Here is a 14,768-nt window from a genome sequence, read left to right as displayed (position 1 = left end):
CGCCCTCCTCTCCTGGCTTTTTTCTTGCGGTTTGAGTGGTGTTTATCTTCCTGTCGTTTCCACCACAGCGCCCAATCGATGCTTGAACTGATCCTACTCGAAGACGAACCCGTGATTGCCGAGGAGCTGGCCGAGTTTCTCGGCGATTGCGGCTATCGGGTGACCCTGGTCGGCGATATCGCCGCCTTCACCCGGACCTTCGATGCAAAGCGCCACAGCCTGGCGGTGATCGACCTCGGACTCCCCGATGGCGATGGCCTGGAGCTGATCCTCGGATTGCGCCAACAGGGCGGCACCCTGGGCATTGTCGCCTTCACCGCGCGCGCAGCCATTGAGCAGAAAGTGCTGGGGCTGCGCATCGGCGCCGATCACTACCTGACCAAGGGCTGCGACCTGGATGAACTGGCGGCGGTGATCAACGCCCTGGTGCGGCGCCTGGGCCTGCAAGGCGAGGCGCAACCCTGGCGCCTGGCGACCGGGCCACGCGAGCTGTGGGCCCCCAACCAGCGGATGTTGCGCCTGTCCAACCAGGACACCCTGGTGTTGCAAGCGTTGATGAACGGCGCCGGGAGCAATGTCAGCCGGCGCCAGATCGTCGAGGCGCTGGGCGAAGACTGGCTCGGCTACGATCAGCGCCGCCTCGATACCCAGATGCGCCGGCTACGGCGCAAGGTCGAACAGGCCACCGACCTGGAACTGCCAATCAAGACCCTGCGCAACAGTGGCTACTGTTTCTACGAGCGCGTGACGATCATCGACTGAACGCGCTCAACGGTGCTGCAGCAGCGAGGCGCTGAAGGCGTAGCCCTGATTGCGCAACGACAGGATGGGGGCCGGCAATCCGGTGGACAGGCTAATCTTGCGCCGCAACCGACTGAAGATGGCTTCCAGCCGGCGTTCGTCGTAGCTCAGGTAATCCTCGCCAAGGACTTCCACCAATTGGCGCCGGCTGGCGATGCTCTTCGGCGCCTGCTGCATGCATTGCAGCACCCGGCACTCGGTGCGGCTGAGCTCCACTTGCCTGCCGTCTGGCGCAATCAGTCGCCGGTCCTGTACGTCCAGTACCCAGCAATCGCCGTCAGGGCCGATATGCATGGACACTCGCCGCATCAAGGCACCGCTGACCGCCTTGAGCTCAACGTCCACGATCGGGCTTGCCAGACAATAGTCAGCGCCCAGCGCATACCCCTGCAGGTGTTGCTTGAGAGGCGTGGGCTCGGTGACCAGGATCAGCCCGATGTCCGGCCACAATCGGCGGATACGCCTGATCAGGGCCAACTCCAGGCCATCTTCCACAAGCACCTGCAGCAGGATGATGTGCGGCGCGAACAGCGCGATGTCCACATCCTGCAGGTGCAAGCGGTCGATCATGAACAGCCGATGAGCCGTCGAGTAGCAGGCCGAGCCGGCGCTGCCGAGGCTTCCTGGCGTCGCTTCAATGACCATCAAGCGCATGGCGCATACAAGAGGAGGGAAAGGAAATGCGTTAGGGATTATCATGCCGGCGCAGTCGTCAAGGTCAGACCAATGAGCACGATGCTACGCAAATAGCCCAGAACGGAACTGAGCAAATCTGAGCAAGGAGTTCGGCTGCCAGAAGAACCACTCCCGTCCATTGCTCATGATCACCACTGATGCCCTATTCGCTCCTGTTGCTGCTGTGTCTGTTGCTAACGGCATTCCCTGCCCCCGCCCCCGCCGCCCCCCTCATGCTGGAAAGCAGCAGCCTGAGCGCCCGCGGTTTCCTTGAACGCCTGGACGATCCGCAAGGCCAGCTGGATGCCGAGGCCGCCCGGGCCTCGACAGACTGGCGCGCGCTGCCCGGCTCACTCAGCGCGGGCTTCGTTCCCGGTGTGGTCTGGCTGCGCATGCACGTGCAAGCCGGCGCAAGCTCACCGGTGCACTGGATGCTGATGCTCAGCAACTCCCTGCTGGACGAAGCCACCCTGTACGACATGAGCGGCACACCCAGGGAGATGCGCAGCGGCGAAGCCATGGGCCGCGAAAACTGGCCGGTAGACTATCGCTCGCCGGTGTTCGCGCTGACCCTGACCGACCAGCAACCGCACGTCCTGTTGCTGCGCCTCAAGAGCAAGAACGCCATGTCGGTGGGCGTGCGCCTGATGCCCCAGGACCGGTTCGCCGAAACCACCACCATGGAGTACCTGGGCTACGGCCTGTACTTCGGTATCTATCTGGTGCTGATCCTGTTCCACGGCTTTTTCTGGCGCATGACCCGGGCTCCGGAAAGTGGCTGGTACTTGGCATACGTCAGTTTCTGCATCTGGATCGAAAGCCTGACCCTGGGTCTGCCGCAACAGGTATTGAGCCTGCCCATGGAGCTGAGCGACACGCTGCTGGGGTGCGCGCTGGGCTTGAGCCTGCCGGTGGGCGTGATCTTCGCGATGCGCCAACTGCGCCTCGAAGGCTATCGCAGACTTCAGCGGATATTGACCGTGGGCAGCCTGGTCATTGGCCTGCTCTCGGCCCTGGCGGTGCTGAGCGGGCACTATCAGATCGGCGCCCCCCTGCACCAGATCACCGTGTTGCTGAGCATCCCGTTCTTCATCGGCTTTGCCCTGTGGCTGACGTTCACCGGCCACCGGCCCGCGCGCTACTTCCTGCTGCTGTTCGGCATCTACTACGCGGGCATCGGCATCAGCTTCCTGCGCAACCTGGGTTACCTGCCCGCCACCTTCTTCACCGATAACGCCGTGGCCATCGGGGCCCTGATGCACATGCTGCTGATGAGCATGCGCATCATCCTTCACTACCGATGGCTCAAGGAAAAGACCCGCCGCGCCGAAGATGCCTTCACCCAGCTGATCCAGAATCAGAATGCCGATCTGGAATCGCGGATCGCTCTGCGCACCCGCGAACTGCGCAACGAGATCCGCCAGCGCGTACTGCTGGAGCAAGAGCTGCGCGAGTCGCTGCGCCACGAAAAGCAGATCCGCGAGGAGCAACGGGACTTCGTGGCCATGGTTTCCCACGAATTCCGCACGCCGCTGGCGATCATCGGCACCTCGGCGCAACAGATGATCCGCAACCTGGCGGGGCCACCGGAACGCAATGAACGACGCTGCCAGAACATCCACGAAGCCTCCAAGCGCCTGATGACCCTGGTGGACGACTACCTCAACCATGACCGCATGACGGACGGCGCCATTGAGTTGCGGCGCACTGAACATGACCTGATGGCGTTGCTCCAGGGCTGCATGGGCGAATTCCCGCCCGAGCGCATCCAACTCCACTACCGGGCAGGGCGAAGCCACATCAGTTGCGACTTTGGCTTGCTGCGCGTGGCCTTGCGCAACCTGCTGGCCAACGCCGACCGCCATGCCCCCGCCGACACCGCGGTGCAGGTAGAAGTCGACGACGGCCCCCGAGGCATTCAGCTTCGAGTACTCAACGCCGGGGCCGAGATTCCCGCCGACCAGGCACCGCTGCTGTTCCAGAAATACTTCCGCGGCACCCAGTCCCAGCACTCGCCGGGCGCCGGGCTCGGCCTCTATCTGGTCAAGCGCATCAGCGAATTGCACGGCGGCACCCTGGTGCTGGAAAGCCGTGGGCACGAAAGCCCCATCTGTTTCCATCTACACCTGCCGGAACCGGCCTGATCAGGATCCTGATGCACTTGGTAGAGATGGCTCGACCATAAGCACTTGATAGCTCTGGCACCCGGGAAGTATCCAGGTGCCTTGAACTCACCCCAGCCCTGTAGGAGCGAGCTTGCTCGCGAAGCTCCCAAGAGCGCCGCATTCCCCCAGCGAGCGCGCGTTATCCTTGACGTCCATCGCGAGCAAGCTCGCTCCTACAAGGCTCATGGCGGCAAAGGTCAAGCCGGCCCGGACAGGGCCCGCTCCATGATCAGCGTCAGCTCCTCGCCCTCGTAGTGCTCACGTACCCGGACATACCCCAAGCGTGCATAGAAGCCTTCGGCAGTGACCGACGAGGGCACCACCAGCGAGGCCAGCCCCGCCTGCAACGCCGCCTGCTCGACTGCGGCCATCAGTTGCCGGCCCAGGCCATGGCCGTGGTACGCCGGATCGACGAACACTGAACGCACCGCGCGCCCGTCGAGGCTGGCGGTGCCCAGCAGTTTCCCGTCCACCAGGGCGACGAACATTTGCCGACGCCGCATCAGTTGCAGGACGGCGTCCGGGGTAAAGCTGTCTTGCACCCGCTCGATGACACTGGCGGGATAGTCCTGGGCATTGCTGGTGAGCAAGGCCGCCAGGATCACCCGGCTGATTTGCGCGGCATCGGCCTGCAAGGCCGGACGAACGTGACACTCCATGACCACTCCCTGGTTTCAGCACTGACGGTCCTGGCGAAAATACGGCGCGCCCCACCAGCTGCCAAGCCTTTACCGCAACTGAAACACCAGGCAGGGATTGTCATTCAACCGTCCTTCATACACCGTCTGCTGGTTTTCCAGCGAGGTGCCCCGGAGCTTCTCTCGATCCTTGCGCGCCACGATCACCCAGGAACCGTGGGGCAGTGCATCCAGCTCTCCGGGGGCGTCGCCGCGAACGAACAGCGGCTGCTCGTCGTAGTCCAGGTTCATCATGTAGCGCACGGCCCAGGTGTCCTGGCCCAGGTTGAAGAACACCAGGGGCCCGTGTTCGGCCGCGCGCAGTTGCTCCACATCATGGACAAAACCCTGGGTGTCGAATTGCCGGTCCTTGGCCGGGTCCACCACCGCTACCAGTAGCGTCCATTGCGCCGCCAGGGCCAGGGCGCTGAGCAGCACCAGGCGCCGCCCGAAGCTGCCGCGGGTGTGGCGCCAGCAGTACAGCGCCAGCAGTTGCAGCACGACGAAAATGCAGATCAGCAGCGGCATCGACACCGGCGGCCAGTAGCCGTGCTTGTGCCAGCTGTGTTTGAGCACGAACAGCACCAGGATGCACAGCCCCGGCAGCACACCCACCAGCCACAGGTAGGCGCTGCGCACCTTGCTCATTCTGCCCCGGACCATGAGCAGGCCGTAGGCGGCCACCGCGGCGAACATCGGCACCATGGGCAGGATGTAGTAGGCGCGCTTGAAGTGCGGCACCGACAGCCCCAGCAGGATCATCAGGCCGCAAGCGCCGAGCCGCAGTACCAGGCGCAGTTGCGGGTCGACATGGCGCCGGAACACTTGGCTGCGCAGCATCCACAGGGTTACCAGGGCCAGGGGCACCACCGGGAAATAGCGGTACAGCGCCAGTTGGAAGTAGAAGTAGAACGGCTCGCCACTTTCATCCAGGCGCCCGCTCACCTGCATGTTGTAGACCTGATGGACAAAGGCCTCGCCGCCGCTGACATGGGCCAGTTGCATCAGCAGCCACCAACAGCCGGCCAGTACCAGCAGGCCGCCGCAGCCGTAGCCGAGCACGCGTTTGAACAAGGTGCGGCGCGCCTCCTGGGTGCGGCTGTCGCCCAGCAGCCAGTAGGTGCAGACCACGCCACAGACCTCCACCAGCCCCAGGGGCCCGCGAATGGCGAAGGCCAGGGCGAACAACGGCAGCACCAGCAATGGCCGCAGCCGCGAGCCGCGCTGTTCGCCGCTGTGCAGCAGGTAGAAGGCTCCCAGGCACAGCAGCGAGATCATCTGGTCCAGGCACACCGAGCGGGACTTGTCCAACAGCTGGCTGGTCAGCGCCGTCAGCAGCACCGCCAGCAGCGCCCAGGTGCGGCCCATGGGCGCCAGCAGGCGGTACAGCAGCGCCAGGACCCCGGCCGAAGCCAAGGCGGTGGGCAGGATATTGGCCAGGTGATTGGGGGCGCCGAAGAGCTGGGCGAACAGGTAGCTGAAATAGGTCGCTGTGCCCGGGTAATCCGGATACGGCTGGCCGTAAGTGGTGGGGAACAGGCTCGGCCCGTGGCGGAACATTTCCTGCAGGAACAGCGCCCAGCGCCCGTCGAAACCCTGGGGCTGCTGGTCCCAGATGCCAAAGGTGAACAGCAGCAGGGCCGCCAGGTAGATACCCCAGGACTCAATCCCGAAACGCGTTTCTCGAACCATCTTCGCCCCGTCAGAAAGTGCCGTGCCATGGGCCCGGCGTAAGGCTGGACATGGTGCGCGCGCACCCACTGAACGGTGACTGAACGAGAATAAAAAAACCGCCTGCGCCGCCGACTGTCGCCGCTGCCGAGCCCACGAGGCGGCGAAAAGGCCAGCGGTGCCTTGCCTGACGGTTTCCAGGCAAACCTCTGATGACCGCAAGCCCCCTGCGCCTGATGCGCAGCCTGCGGCAGCGGCTACAGGGAGCGACGTTCCAAGCTCGAAAACCGGCGCCAGTCGAACTGCCCCACAGCCAGCGCCAACAGGATCAGGCCCATGGAGATCCCGTCATCGATGCCCACTGGCTGCTCCAGGATCAGCACCGACCCGGCCATGCCGAACACCGGAATCAGCAACGACAGGGGCGCCACCCGCGAGACCGGATACTCGCGCAGCAACAGGTTCCAGCCCCAGTAACAGAAGTGCGTTGCCACATAGACCTGGAACATCAGCGACAGCAGCGCGCCGACGGACACCTGCCCGGCCAGTTGCAGAAACGGCGCACGTCCATGGCTCAACCAGGTCAGTGCCAGCAGGGGCAACGGCGCGAACAGGCTGGCCCAGACCACGAAGGCGAACACCTCCCGCACCCCGCAGCGCTTGATGATGACGTTGCCCACACTCCAGCTGAAGGCGCTCACCAGCAGCAAGGCATGACCCAGGCTGGTGGCGTGCCCGGGGCTAGCGCCGATGATCCGCAACAACCCCCACAGCGCAATGGCCGTGGCCAGAACCTGCTGCCAGCGCAGGCGCTCGCCGAACAGCAACACGCCCCAGCCCAGGGAGAAAAAGGCGCTGAACTGGATCAACAGCGAAGCCGTGCCCGGCGCAACGCCCTGATCGATTCCCAGGTTGATCAGGGCCCACATGGCCACGCCGAAAATCAGCCCGTAGGCCGCCAGCCAGCCAAACCCCACTTGCGGGCGCGGCACCAGGAATACCCAGGGCAACGCCGCGAGGGTGAAACGCAGGGCGGTGAGCAGCAACGGATCGATAGTCGCCAGCCCTAGCTTGGTTATGGGGAAGTTCAGGCCCCACAAGGCCGTTACCAGAAGGGCAAGGAACAGGTGTTTTTTCTGCATGTCGTGCGGTCCAGGAAAGGCGGCCGCGAGCAAATCCCCGGCCGGGGCCGAACTATCGCCGCAGCCCGTCATGGCCCGCTTGCAGTATCAGGTCAACTATCAGTAGATTCGGGCCATGCAGCCTATCGCTATCGACCCTTACGACAATACCCCGCGGGATGTGGTGGTCAGTGCCATCGACTACCCCGACGGCCTGTACTTCGCCGAGCACCAACACCGCCGCGGGCAGTTCGCCTATGCCGCCACCGGCGTGATCAGCGTCTTTACCGCGCAGGGCAACTGGGTGGTGCCGCCACAACGGGCGATCTGGGTGCCGGCCGGGGTGACTCACGCCATGCACATGAGCGGCCCGGTGACCATGCTCAACACCTATGTGCGTGCCCGGGCGGCAAAGCGCCTGGGCTTGCCGGAGCAGTGCCAGGTACGGGAAGTGTCCGAGTTGCTGCGCCAACTGCTGCTGCGGGCCATGCACCTGCCCGCGCTGTACGCCAGGGATGGCGTGCAGGGGCAGTTGATGAACCTGCTGCTGCATGAAGTTGCCAGCATGCCGGCCTTGACCCTCAACGCCCCGCTGCCGAACGAGCCGCGGTTGGCCAGGGTCTGTCGCGAGCTGCTGGAACAGCCGTCGCTGGAATTGGGGATCGATGCCATCGCCGAGCGCGCGGCAATGAGCCGGCGCACCTTCACCCGGCTGTTTCGCCAGCACACCGGCATCAGTTTCGTCGAATGGCGCCAGCAGGCCTGCCTGTTGGCGGCCGTGGTGCGCCTGGGCCAGGGCGAGGCGGTAACCCGGGTTGCCAGCGACCTGGGCTACAGCAGCCCGAGTGCCTTCAGCAGTGTATTTCGCAAGGTCCTGGGCGAGGCGCCCAGCCGCTACTTTGCCCGGGCCCGGGTCTGAATGACCCGAGCCTGAGCGACGCCGCGCTACAGGAACACGGCGGACAACATCCCCAGCGCCCCAAGGCAGCAGCCGATCAAGGCACCACGCCCGGGGGCCTGCTGGAACAGTGCCCAGATCACCAATGGCTCAAGGAGCAGCAGTGACGTCACCGACACCACGGTGATGATCCAGATATCGCCCACCGCCACATAACCCAGCCAGTAGGCCGCCAGCAGGCAGATACCGCCCAGGCACATGATCAGTACCGGCAACGCCAGTTCGGCACCGGAGGTGTTGCCGGAATGGGCCAGCCGCGCCACCACCACCTCACTGTAGATGGCGCAGAACTCGCCCAGCACCATCAGCCCTACAGCAGAAACTCCGAGTAATTCTTTGGACATGTAACAAACCCCTTGGTATTGAGAGCCCGATTTTTCAGCTCCCAGGCATTGATCGCTCCGCTGACGGAGCCTGTATCTCGATGCGCAGGGGTACGGGGCAACTCGGTCATAGTCAGGAACTTGAACATGTCCATCTCCTTCTGGGTGGGTGAGGCAAACCAGGCCCGTGAACCGTCGACGGGCCGCTGCCTGTATAAGGGATTTGCGCCCCCGGCGTCATCCGCCACGGGCGTTGACCGCGAAAAAACCACGCAAACTCCACAATCAAAAGGCCTGCCTGCCGATAGCCTGAGTCCAGTCATCCTCAGCCTGAAGCCCGAGCCCAGCATGTCCCAAGCGCGCCAATCCGTTCGCACCCTGAACCGCGGTCACTGGATCGCCACCTACTTCATCGGCGTCACCGGGCTGGCCCTGGCCCTGATGCTGGTGCTCAACCTGATGCTGCTGAGCAGCAGCCAGAATCCGTGGCAAATGCTGCTCGACTCCCTGTCGTTCAGCGTGGCGGTGCTGCTGGTGGGCCTGGTGCTGATTACCCTGATCGCCGCCTTGCCGTGCATCCTGTTCTTCTGGCTGGCCCAGCGCTATTCCTGGCGTCAGCTGTGGATCTACCTGGTGAGCGGAGCCCTGGCGGCGCAGTTGGCCATTCCCGTGATGACCAAGCTGCTCCCCGAACTCTTCAACCTGCCGTACGGCGTCAGCCCTGTGCAGCACTACTTACAGCAGGCCTCGATGTTCGGCGGCTGCGGGGTGTTTCTGGGGGGCCTGTTCTGGTGGCGCAGCGGGCGTCACTTGCGCTGAACCAAGCCTTTATTCACCACCGGCCCGGCGCCAGGGAATGCCTCCCCTGGCCAAAGCCAAAGCAGCCACCCATATAGCGATCCTTGCCATGCCCAGAAAATCCCCATCCCATCGCAGCGTGCAACCGGAAGACTGGTTCGCCGCCTACTTCATCGGCGCCACCGCCCTGGCCACGGTGCTGGCCTTGCTGCTGATGCTGCTGATGCTGACCAGCGCCGGCTCGTTGAACGGCGACATCATTCTGCAGACGCTGCTCATGGGCCTGGTGACCCTGGTCGTCAGTGGCGTGCTGATCGGCATTCTCACGGCGCTGCCCTGCGCACTGTTCTTCTGGCTGGCCCAACGCTTTGTCTGGCGCAACGTGCTGATCTACCTGTTCAGCGGCGCCCTGGCCGCCATGCCGACCATCCCCGTGGTCGCCAGCCTGGCGCCCTCCAGCTTCTATTCCGACCCGGCCGAGGAGGAGCCCATACCCGACGGCCTGCAGCGCTACCTGCCGCTGGCGCCGCTGTTAGGCTGCTCGGGAGCCTTTCTGGGGCTGGTTTTCTGGTGGCGCAGCGGCCGTCACCTGCGCTGATCAGCGCCCCTGCACCCCATTCCCGTGGGCGCCGGCTTGCCGGCGAATAGGCGCTCCAGTCCTTCGCCAGCCTTGATCACGCCTGCTCCCAAGCCAGCACCGCCCCAGCCGGCGTCTACAACGAGGCGCTGGGCTGGGCCTCACGGGCCACTACCACCTTGCCCGACAGGCCGCCCTGCTCCACACGGGCATGGGCCCGGCGCAGACTGTCGGCGTTGAAGGGGCTGATGACTTCATTCAGGGTGCTGCGAATCACGCCCTGGTCCAGCAACTGCGCCAGTCGGTTGAGGATGTGGTGCTGCTCGATCATGTCCGGGGTCTGAAACAACGCCCGGGTGAACACCATCTCCCAGTGCAGGGACACGCTCTTGGCCTTGAGCGGCAGCGCATCGAAGAAGTCGTGATCATCGATCAGCGCGAGATGGCCGTGGGGCGCGATGATTTCGCTCAGCTCGGCATAGTGCCGTGCCGTGTGGGTCAGGGCGGCGATATGGCTCAGCGGCGGCAGGTCGAGGGCGGCCACTTGCGGCACCAGCGAGCGAGAATGATCCAGCACCTGATGGGCTCCCAGGTCCAGGCACCATTGGCGGCTGTCCGGCCGCGAGGCGGTGGCAATCACCGTCATCCCGGTCAGCTGGCGCGCCAGCTGGATCAGCACCGAGCCCACGCCGCCGGCGCCACCGACAATCAGCAACGTACCCTGCCGAGACAGGTCGCCGGGCACCCGACCCAGGCGCTCGAAGAGCAACTGCCATGCCGTCAGCCCGGTCAACGGCATGGCCGCCGCCTGGGCAAAGGACAAACGCTCGGGCTTGTGCCCCACCAGGCGCTCATCGACCCGGTGCAGCTCGGCATTGGCGCCATCGCGGGTGAAGGTGCCGGCGTAGAACACCGCATCCCCGGGAGCGAACAGGGTCACCGCGCTGCCCACGGCGCGGACCACGCCACTGGCGTCCCAGCCCAAAGTCCGCACGTGCTCGGGCACCCTGACCATGCCGGCGCGGACCTTGGTGTCCAGCGGGTTGACCGACACCGCCTCGACCGCCACCAGCAGGTCATGGGGTTCGAGTACGGGTTCGGCCTGGTCCAGGTCGTAAAGGGCTTGGGGATCGGACAGCGACGAGCCTTTGAGGTAGGCGATGGCCTTCATTGCAGAGCTTCCTTGGCGTTGGAAAGCGCCCACTTAAATCCCTCATGCCCTGCTCGCACAAGTAGGGTACTTTTGCGTACCTGCTACGCAAAAGGACCGTCAGGCGATGAAAAACAAACACTACCAGGACATTCCGGGCTGCCCGGTGGAGGTCACCCTGGACCTGATCGACGGCCGCTGGAAAGGCGTGATCCTGCATCAGTTGCTGGCCAACGAATTCCTCCGTTTCAACGAGCTGCAACGTCGCCTGCCGGGGATCTCCCAGCGCCTGCTGACCAAGCAACTGCGCGACCTGGAAGGCGCCGGCCTGGTCTTGCGCACGGTGTACGCCGAAGTGCCGCCACGGGTCGAATACCGCCTGAGCGAGGAAGGCCGCTCGCTGCAACCGGTGATCGAGGCGCTGTCCGCCTGGGGCCATGGGCGCATCCAGCGCCGCCGGCAGGAAGCCGCCCTCCTGTAGCCCTCATTGAAGTGGCCATCGAGATCAGCGTGCAGGGCATTGGCTACCCCCTCTACGAGCAGCTGTTCCCGCACGCCGTGGCCGCCTACCTGAACGCCCCGGGATGACTGGGCCGCGCTCACAAAAACCGACTATTTCCTCCTACATGTTCACAATTTGTTAAGACTTGCCTCCGTATACTTTGCCGCTTGCCCGCAGCCTTCCGGCTGCTCCTCTTGATCTGCCGGCGCACAACTCATGTCCCGACCCGCTCCACTGCTGTTCCTGCTGGCCTGCCTGCTGTTCTTCTTCGCCCTGGGCAATCACCAGTTGCAGGGCTCCACCGAAGCCCGGGTAGCCGGGATCGCCATGGAAATGCACCTGGATGACGACTGGGTCACGCCGCGCCTGTTCGGCACGCCGTTCCTGGAGAAACCACCGCTGAGCCTGTGGCTCGACGCCAGTGCCATCCGCGCCTTCGGCGGCACGCCCCTGGCGGTGCGCCTGGCCTCGGCCTTTGCCGGGCTGTTCAGCGTGATGCTGCTGTACGCCATGCTGCGCCGTTTTGGCCGCCCGGCCACCCTGGCGGCGGTGGCTGGCTTGATGCTGGCGACCATGGCCAGTTACTGGAGCAACGTGCGCGGCGTGGGTGAGGATGCCCTGCTCAGCCTCGGGGTGACCCTGGCGCTGCTGGCGTTCTTTCAGGCCCAGCGCCGTCAGGCCGAACAGCAACCGGCGCTGCTGGCCTGGCTGGCCTTCGCCGTGGGTATCGCCATCGCCACCCTGAGCAAGGGGGTGCTGGGCCTGGCCATGCCGGGGGTGGTGATCTTCGCCTACCTGCTGGCCGACAGCCTGATCGAAAAACGCTTCAGCTTCAGCCAGTGGCTGCGCCCCGGATTGCTGACCCTGCTGGGCCTGGTGCCGCTGATGATCTGGCTGTACATGCTCTACCAGCGCGGCGGCCTGCAAGCCCTGGGCGAAGTGCTGTGGACCAACAGCGTCGGGCGCTTCGACGGCTCCTTTGTCGAGGCCGGGCACTACGAGCCCTTCTATTACTACCTGGCCAAGCTGCCCCAGGCCTTCCTGCCGTGGAACATCCTGGTCTACCTGGGCCTGTGGCACTTTCGCAAGACCCTGGTGCAGAACCGCTACCTGCTGTTCTTCAGCCTCTGGTTGCTGGCGCAGTTCACCCTGCTGTGCCTGGCCTCCAGCAAGCGCACGGTGTACCTGATGTCCCTGACCCCGGCGGCGGCGGTGCTGGCGGCCGAGTACGGAGCGGTGCTGTACCAGCGCCTCGCGCAGCGGGCCCAGGGAGCGGGGTTCTGGAGTGTGGTGGGGCGCCGGCGTCGGGCCCTGGCCATCGCCATCATGAGCCTGATGGTCTGCGCCTACCTGGCGAACGCCCAATGGGCAGCGCCCCGGGCCGACCGTGAACTGTCCTTCGTCCCGGTGACCGACCAGATCATGGCGCTGCAGGCCAGCGGGCATCAGCTGGCGCTGTATCAGGCCAACGAGCGCATTGCCGGGGCCAGCGTGTTCTACACCCAGAGCCTGCTCAAGGACCTGCAGACCGAAGCGCAGTTGCAGGCCTTTCTTGCCGAATCGCCGCAGCATGTGGCCCTCATCGGCGGCGACCAGACGCCCAAGCCACCGTTGCAGATCCTCAAGACCATCATGGTCAGCCGCCAGGCCTACCACTTCGTCAACCTCGCGCCGGGCCAGTGACCCACCAATGAAAACGGCACCTGAATCAGGTGCCGTTTGTCTATCCGGGCGAGGCTTACTGAGGGTTCTTCAGCTTGACCACATCGCCGGAAACCTTGGTGGTGTAGCCGCTCAGGACCCAGGCCCAGAACCAGTTTTCCTGGATTTGGGTATTGATCAGCGCATCGCCGCCCTTGGCCTTGATCGCCGCGGTCTGCGCGCGGACGAAACGGCTGTTCTGCTGGATCGGGATCACTCCGAACAACATGATGCCGGTGGCGGTCGCTTCACTGTGACCGATGACGGTGTACTGGCTGCTGTCCAACTGCTGGGTTTTCATCGGGGTGCCGGTGCAGCCCGCAAGAACCAGACCGAGACAGGCAGAGGCAACGACTTTGCTGATGTGTTTCAAGGCTTAACTCCATGAAAAAAACATCCGGGATTCATTTCCCGGGCGCGGCACTTTACCCGCGAGGGGGGAAAATGCCCATCCCGAGACAGGCTCCCCTTGAATCCTTTCCCGCTGATACCCGCTCACCGCCCTTGAAACCATGACTCCTGCCCATTGACGGGCATTTCCCAAAAGGAGTCAGTCATGACCATCACCGTTACCAGCACCACCCTGGACCAGGCCGTCGCCCAGAAGCGCTTCGACGATGCCTGCCGCTATCTGCGCCAATCCGACCTGGCCAACTTCCTGATCGACGAACTGATTGCCGTCAAGGAAGAGCTGATCGTGGAAGTCACCAACTCGTCGGCATCAGACAAGACCGATCGCTGGATTCCCCCAGCCACCAGCTCCACCACCTCCGCCGGGCGCGTGGTGTGGAACCTCAAGTCCCAGGTGTACGCCATCGAGAAAAAATACAAACAGCCAGACCTGAGCAATTTCCAGAAATTCCTCGCGCTGTTCAGCAGCGACCGGGTCGAGCGGCTGTCCCCGGCCTTGGTGCTGATGCATGAACTGGGACACGCCTGCCAGTTCCTCACCAACAAGGCCGAGTTCCGCAAGCAACTGGCGAACAAGAACATCCTCGAAGTGGAAAACATCAACGTCAACGCCATCGAAAACACCGTGGCCAAGGAGCTGACGGCAAAAAACAACAAGGAAGGCCTGCGCTGGGACTACCTCGACGCCCGCTAAGCCTTGCCCTCCGGCGGCGCCCCGTCGCCGGAGGATTTCCCTGTGTTCGTCTCAGGCCTGTGCGGCCTGGAAAAGGAGTTGCCCCATGTTGATTCTGCGTTCACTGATCATCGCCCTGAGCCTGCTGGCCAGCGCCGCCCACGCCCTGGAAACCACCGGTCTGCCGCCCGCCACCCTCAAGGCCTACGCCGCCACCCTGAGTAGCGTCGCCGGCAGCAGCCAGTGGCAACAACTGTGGAAGCGCTCCAGGGACCAGGGCGCGTTCAATGCCCAGGGGGAGCAGCCGCGCTTTACCGTGTCCCAGGACAAACTGCCGGACATGGCGCGCAGCACCCTGAGCAATGCCACCAGCGTGACCGCGCAAAACACTACCCAGGCGCTGTACCGCTATGAATTCTCCACGGCCATCGGCCAGGCCCGGGGCAAGTCCCTGAATGCCATCTGCCTGCTGGTGGACTGGCGTTCACTACCCAGCGGCACGCGCCCCGAGGACACCAGCCACATGGGCAATGCGAGCCTGCTGCAAACCTACCCCTGCCCCTGA

General features: G+C 64.3%; 16 protein-coding genes. 9 read left to right on the top strand and 7 right to left on the bottom strand.

The window, feature by feature from the left end:
• Nucleotides 1-78 precede the first annotated feature (78 nt).
• The gene (locus tag BLV47_RS27400) at nt 79-762 is read left to right on the top strand and encodes a response regulator transcription factor (RefSeq protein WP_092319449.1); all 684 of its coding nucleotides are present in this window, start codon (nt 79-81) and stop codon (nt 760-762) included.
• A 6-nt stretch (nt 763-768) separates the two neighbouring features.
• Here BLV47_RS27400 and BLV47_RS27395 read toward each other — a convergent pair whose 3' ends face one another.
• On the bottom strand, nt 769-1,455 hold the full coding sequence (locus BLV47_RS27395) for a response regulator transcription factor (RefSeq protein WP_167365714.1): 687 nt from the start codon (nt 1,453-1,455) through the stop codon (nt 769-771).
• A 179-nt stretch (nt 1,456-1,634) separates the two neighbouring features.
• Here BLV47_RS27395 and BLV47_RS27390 point away from each other — a divergent pair, with 179 nt between their 5' ends.
• Nucleotides 1,635-3,620, top strand: coding sequence for a sensor histidine kinase (locus BLV47_RS27390; protein WP_092319445.1), 1,986 nt, complete (start codon nt 1,635-1,637; stop codon nt 3,618-3,620).
• Between the two features lie 218 nt (nt 3,621-3,838).
• On the opposite strand, the gene BLV47_RS27385 is transcribed toward BLV47_RS27390, so the two are convergent.
• The 3 genes from BLV47_RS27385 to BLV47_RS27375 form a co-directional block, all read right to left on the bottom strand.
• A complete protein-coding gene (locus BLV47_RS27385) occupies nt 3,839-4,300 on the bottom strand; it encodes a GNAT family N-acetyltransferase (RefSeq protein ID WP_092319443.1) in 462 nt (153 codons plus the stop codon).
• 69 nt (nt 4,301-4,369) lie between these two features.
• Entirely contained in the window at nt 4,370-6,010 is a 1,641-nt protein-coding gene (locus BLV47_RS27380; RefSeq protein WP_092319441.1) for an ArnT family glycosyltransferase, read from the bottom strand.
• 236 nt (nt 6,011-6,246) lie between these two features.
• Nucleotides 6,247-7,131: an EamA family transporter gene (locus BLV47_RS27375; protein ID WP_092319439.1), complete on the bottom strand. Its 885-nt coding sequence runs from the start codon at nt 7,129-7,131 to the stop codon at nt 6,247-6,249.
• 115 nt (nt 7,132-7,246) lie between these two features.
• On the opposite strand from BLV47_RS27375, the gene BLV47_RS27370 reads away from it, so the two are divergent.
• Nucleotides 7,247-8,029: an AraC family transcriptional regulator gene (locus BLV47_RS27370; RefSeq protein ID WP_092319437.1), complete on the top strand. Its 783-nt coding sequence runs from the start codon at nt 7,247-7,249 to the stop codon at nt 8,027-8,029.
• Between the two features lie 26 nt (nt 8,030-8,055).
• On the opposite strand, the gene BLV47_RS27365 is transcribed toward BLV47_RS27370, so the two are convergent.
• Complete coding sequence (locus BLV47_RS27365) at nt 8,056-8,373, bottom strand: hypothetical protein (protein ID WP_016965022.1); 318 nt, start codon at nt 8,371-8,373, stop codon at nt 8,056-8,058.
• 366 nt (nt 8,374-8,739) lie between these two features.
• Here BLV47_RS27365 and BLV47_RS27360 point away from each other — a divergent pair, with 366 nt between their 5' ends.
• Nucleotides 8,740-9,210, top strand: coding sequence for a hypothetical protein (locus BLV47_RS27360; RefSeq protein WP_092320577.1), 471 nt, complete (start codon nt 8,740-8,742; stop codon nt 9,208-9,210).
• An 88-nt stretch (nt 9,211-9,298) separates the two neighbouring features.
• Nucleotides 9,299-9,787 carry a hypothetical protein gene (locus tag BLV47_RS27355; RefSeq protein WP_208605317.1) on the top strand — a complete coding sequence of 163 codons (489 nt, stop codon included), beginning with the start codon at nt 9,299-9,301 and terminating at the stop codon, nt 9,785-9,787.
• A 115-nt stretch (nt 9,788-9,902) separates the two neighbouring features.
• Here BLV47_RS27355 and BLV47_RS27350 read toward each other — a convergent pair whose 3' ends face one another.
• Entirely contained in the window at nt 9,903-10,937 is a 1,035-nt protein-coding gene (locus tag BLV47_RS27350; RefSeq protein ID WP_092319433.1) for a zinc-binding alcohol dehydrogenase family protein, read from the bottom strand.
• Between the two features lie 106 nt (nt 10,938-11,043).
• On the opposite strand from BLV47_RS27350, the gene BLV47_RS27345 reads away from it, so the two are divergent.
• Both BLV47_RS27345 and BLV47_RS27340 read left to right on the top strand, forming a co-directional pair.
• Nucleotides 11,044-11,397: a winged helix-turn-helix transcriptional regulator gene (locus BLV47_RS27345; RefSeq protein WP_092319431.1), complete on the top strand. Its 354-nt coding sequence runs from the start codon at nt 11,044-11,046 to the stop codon at nt 11,395-11,397.
• A 237-nt stretch (nt 11,398-11,634) separates the two neighbouring features.
• Complete coding sequence (locus tag BLV47_RS27340) at nt 11,635-13,101, top strand: ArnT family glycosyltransferase (protein WP_092319429.1); 1,467 nt, start codon at nt 11,635-11,637, stop codon at nt 13,099-13,101.
• A gap of 55 nt (nt 13,102-13,156) precedes the next feature.
• On the opposite strand, the gene BLV47_RS27335 is transcribed toward BLV47_RS27340, so the two are convergent.
• Complete coding sequence (locus BLV47_RS27335) at nt 13,157-13,492, bottom strand: hypothetical protein (RefSeq protein ID WP_016965014.1); 336 nt, start codon at nt 13,490-13,492, stop codon at nt 13,157-13,159.
• Nucleotides 13,493-13,675: 183 nt separating this feature from the next.
• Here BLV47_RS27335 and BLV47_RS36605 point away from each other — a divergent pair, with 183 nt between their 5' ends.
• Together BLV47_RS36605 and BLV47_RS27325 are read left to right on the top strand one after the other, a co-directional pair.
• Nucleotides 13,676-14,224 (top strand): hypothetical protein, encoded by a 549-nt coding sequence (locus BLV47_RS36605; protein WP_244168957.1) that lies wholly within the window; start codon nt 13,676-13,678, stop codon nt 14,222-14,224.
• A gap of 85 nt (nt 14,225-14,309) precedes the next feature.
• Nucleotides 14,310-14,768, top strand: a complete 459-nt coding sequence (locus BLV47_RS27325) for a hypothetical protein (RefSeq protein ID WP_092319427.1) — start codon at nt 14,310-14,312, stop codon at nt 14,766-14,768.

Origin of the sequence: Pseudomonas saponiphila, assembly GCF_900105185.1 — a bacterium.
Taxonomy (GTDB): domain Bacteria; phylum Pseudomonadota; class Gammaproteobacteria; order Pseudomonadales; family Pseudomonadaceae; genus Aquipseudomonas; species Aquipseudomonas saponiphila.
The sequence above is the reverse complement of the archived record's forward strand: the minus strand, read 5'-3'. Positions and strand labels throughout refer to the sequence as shown.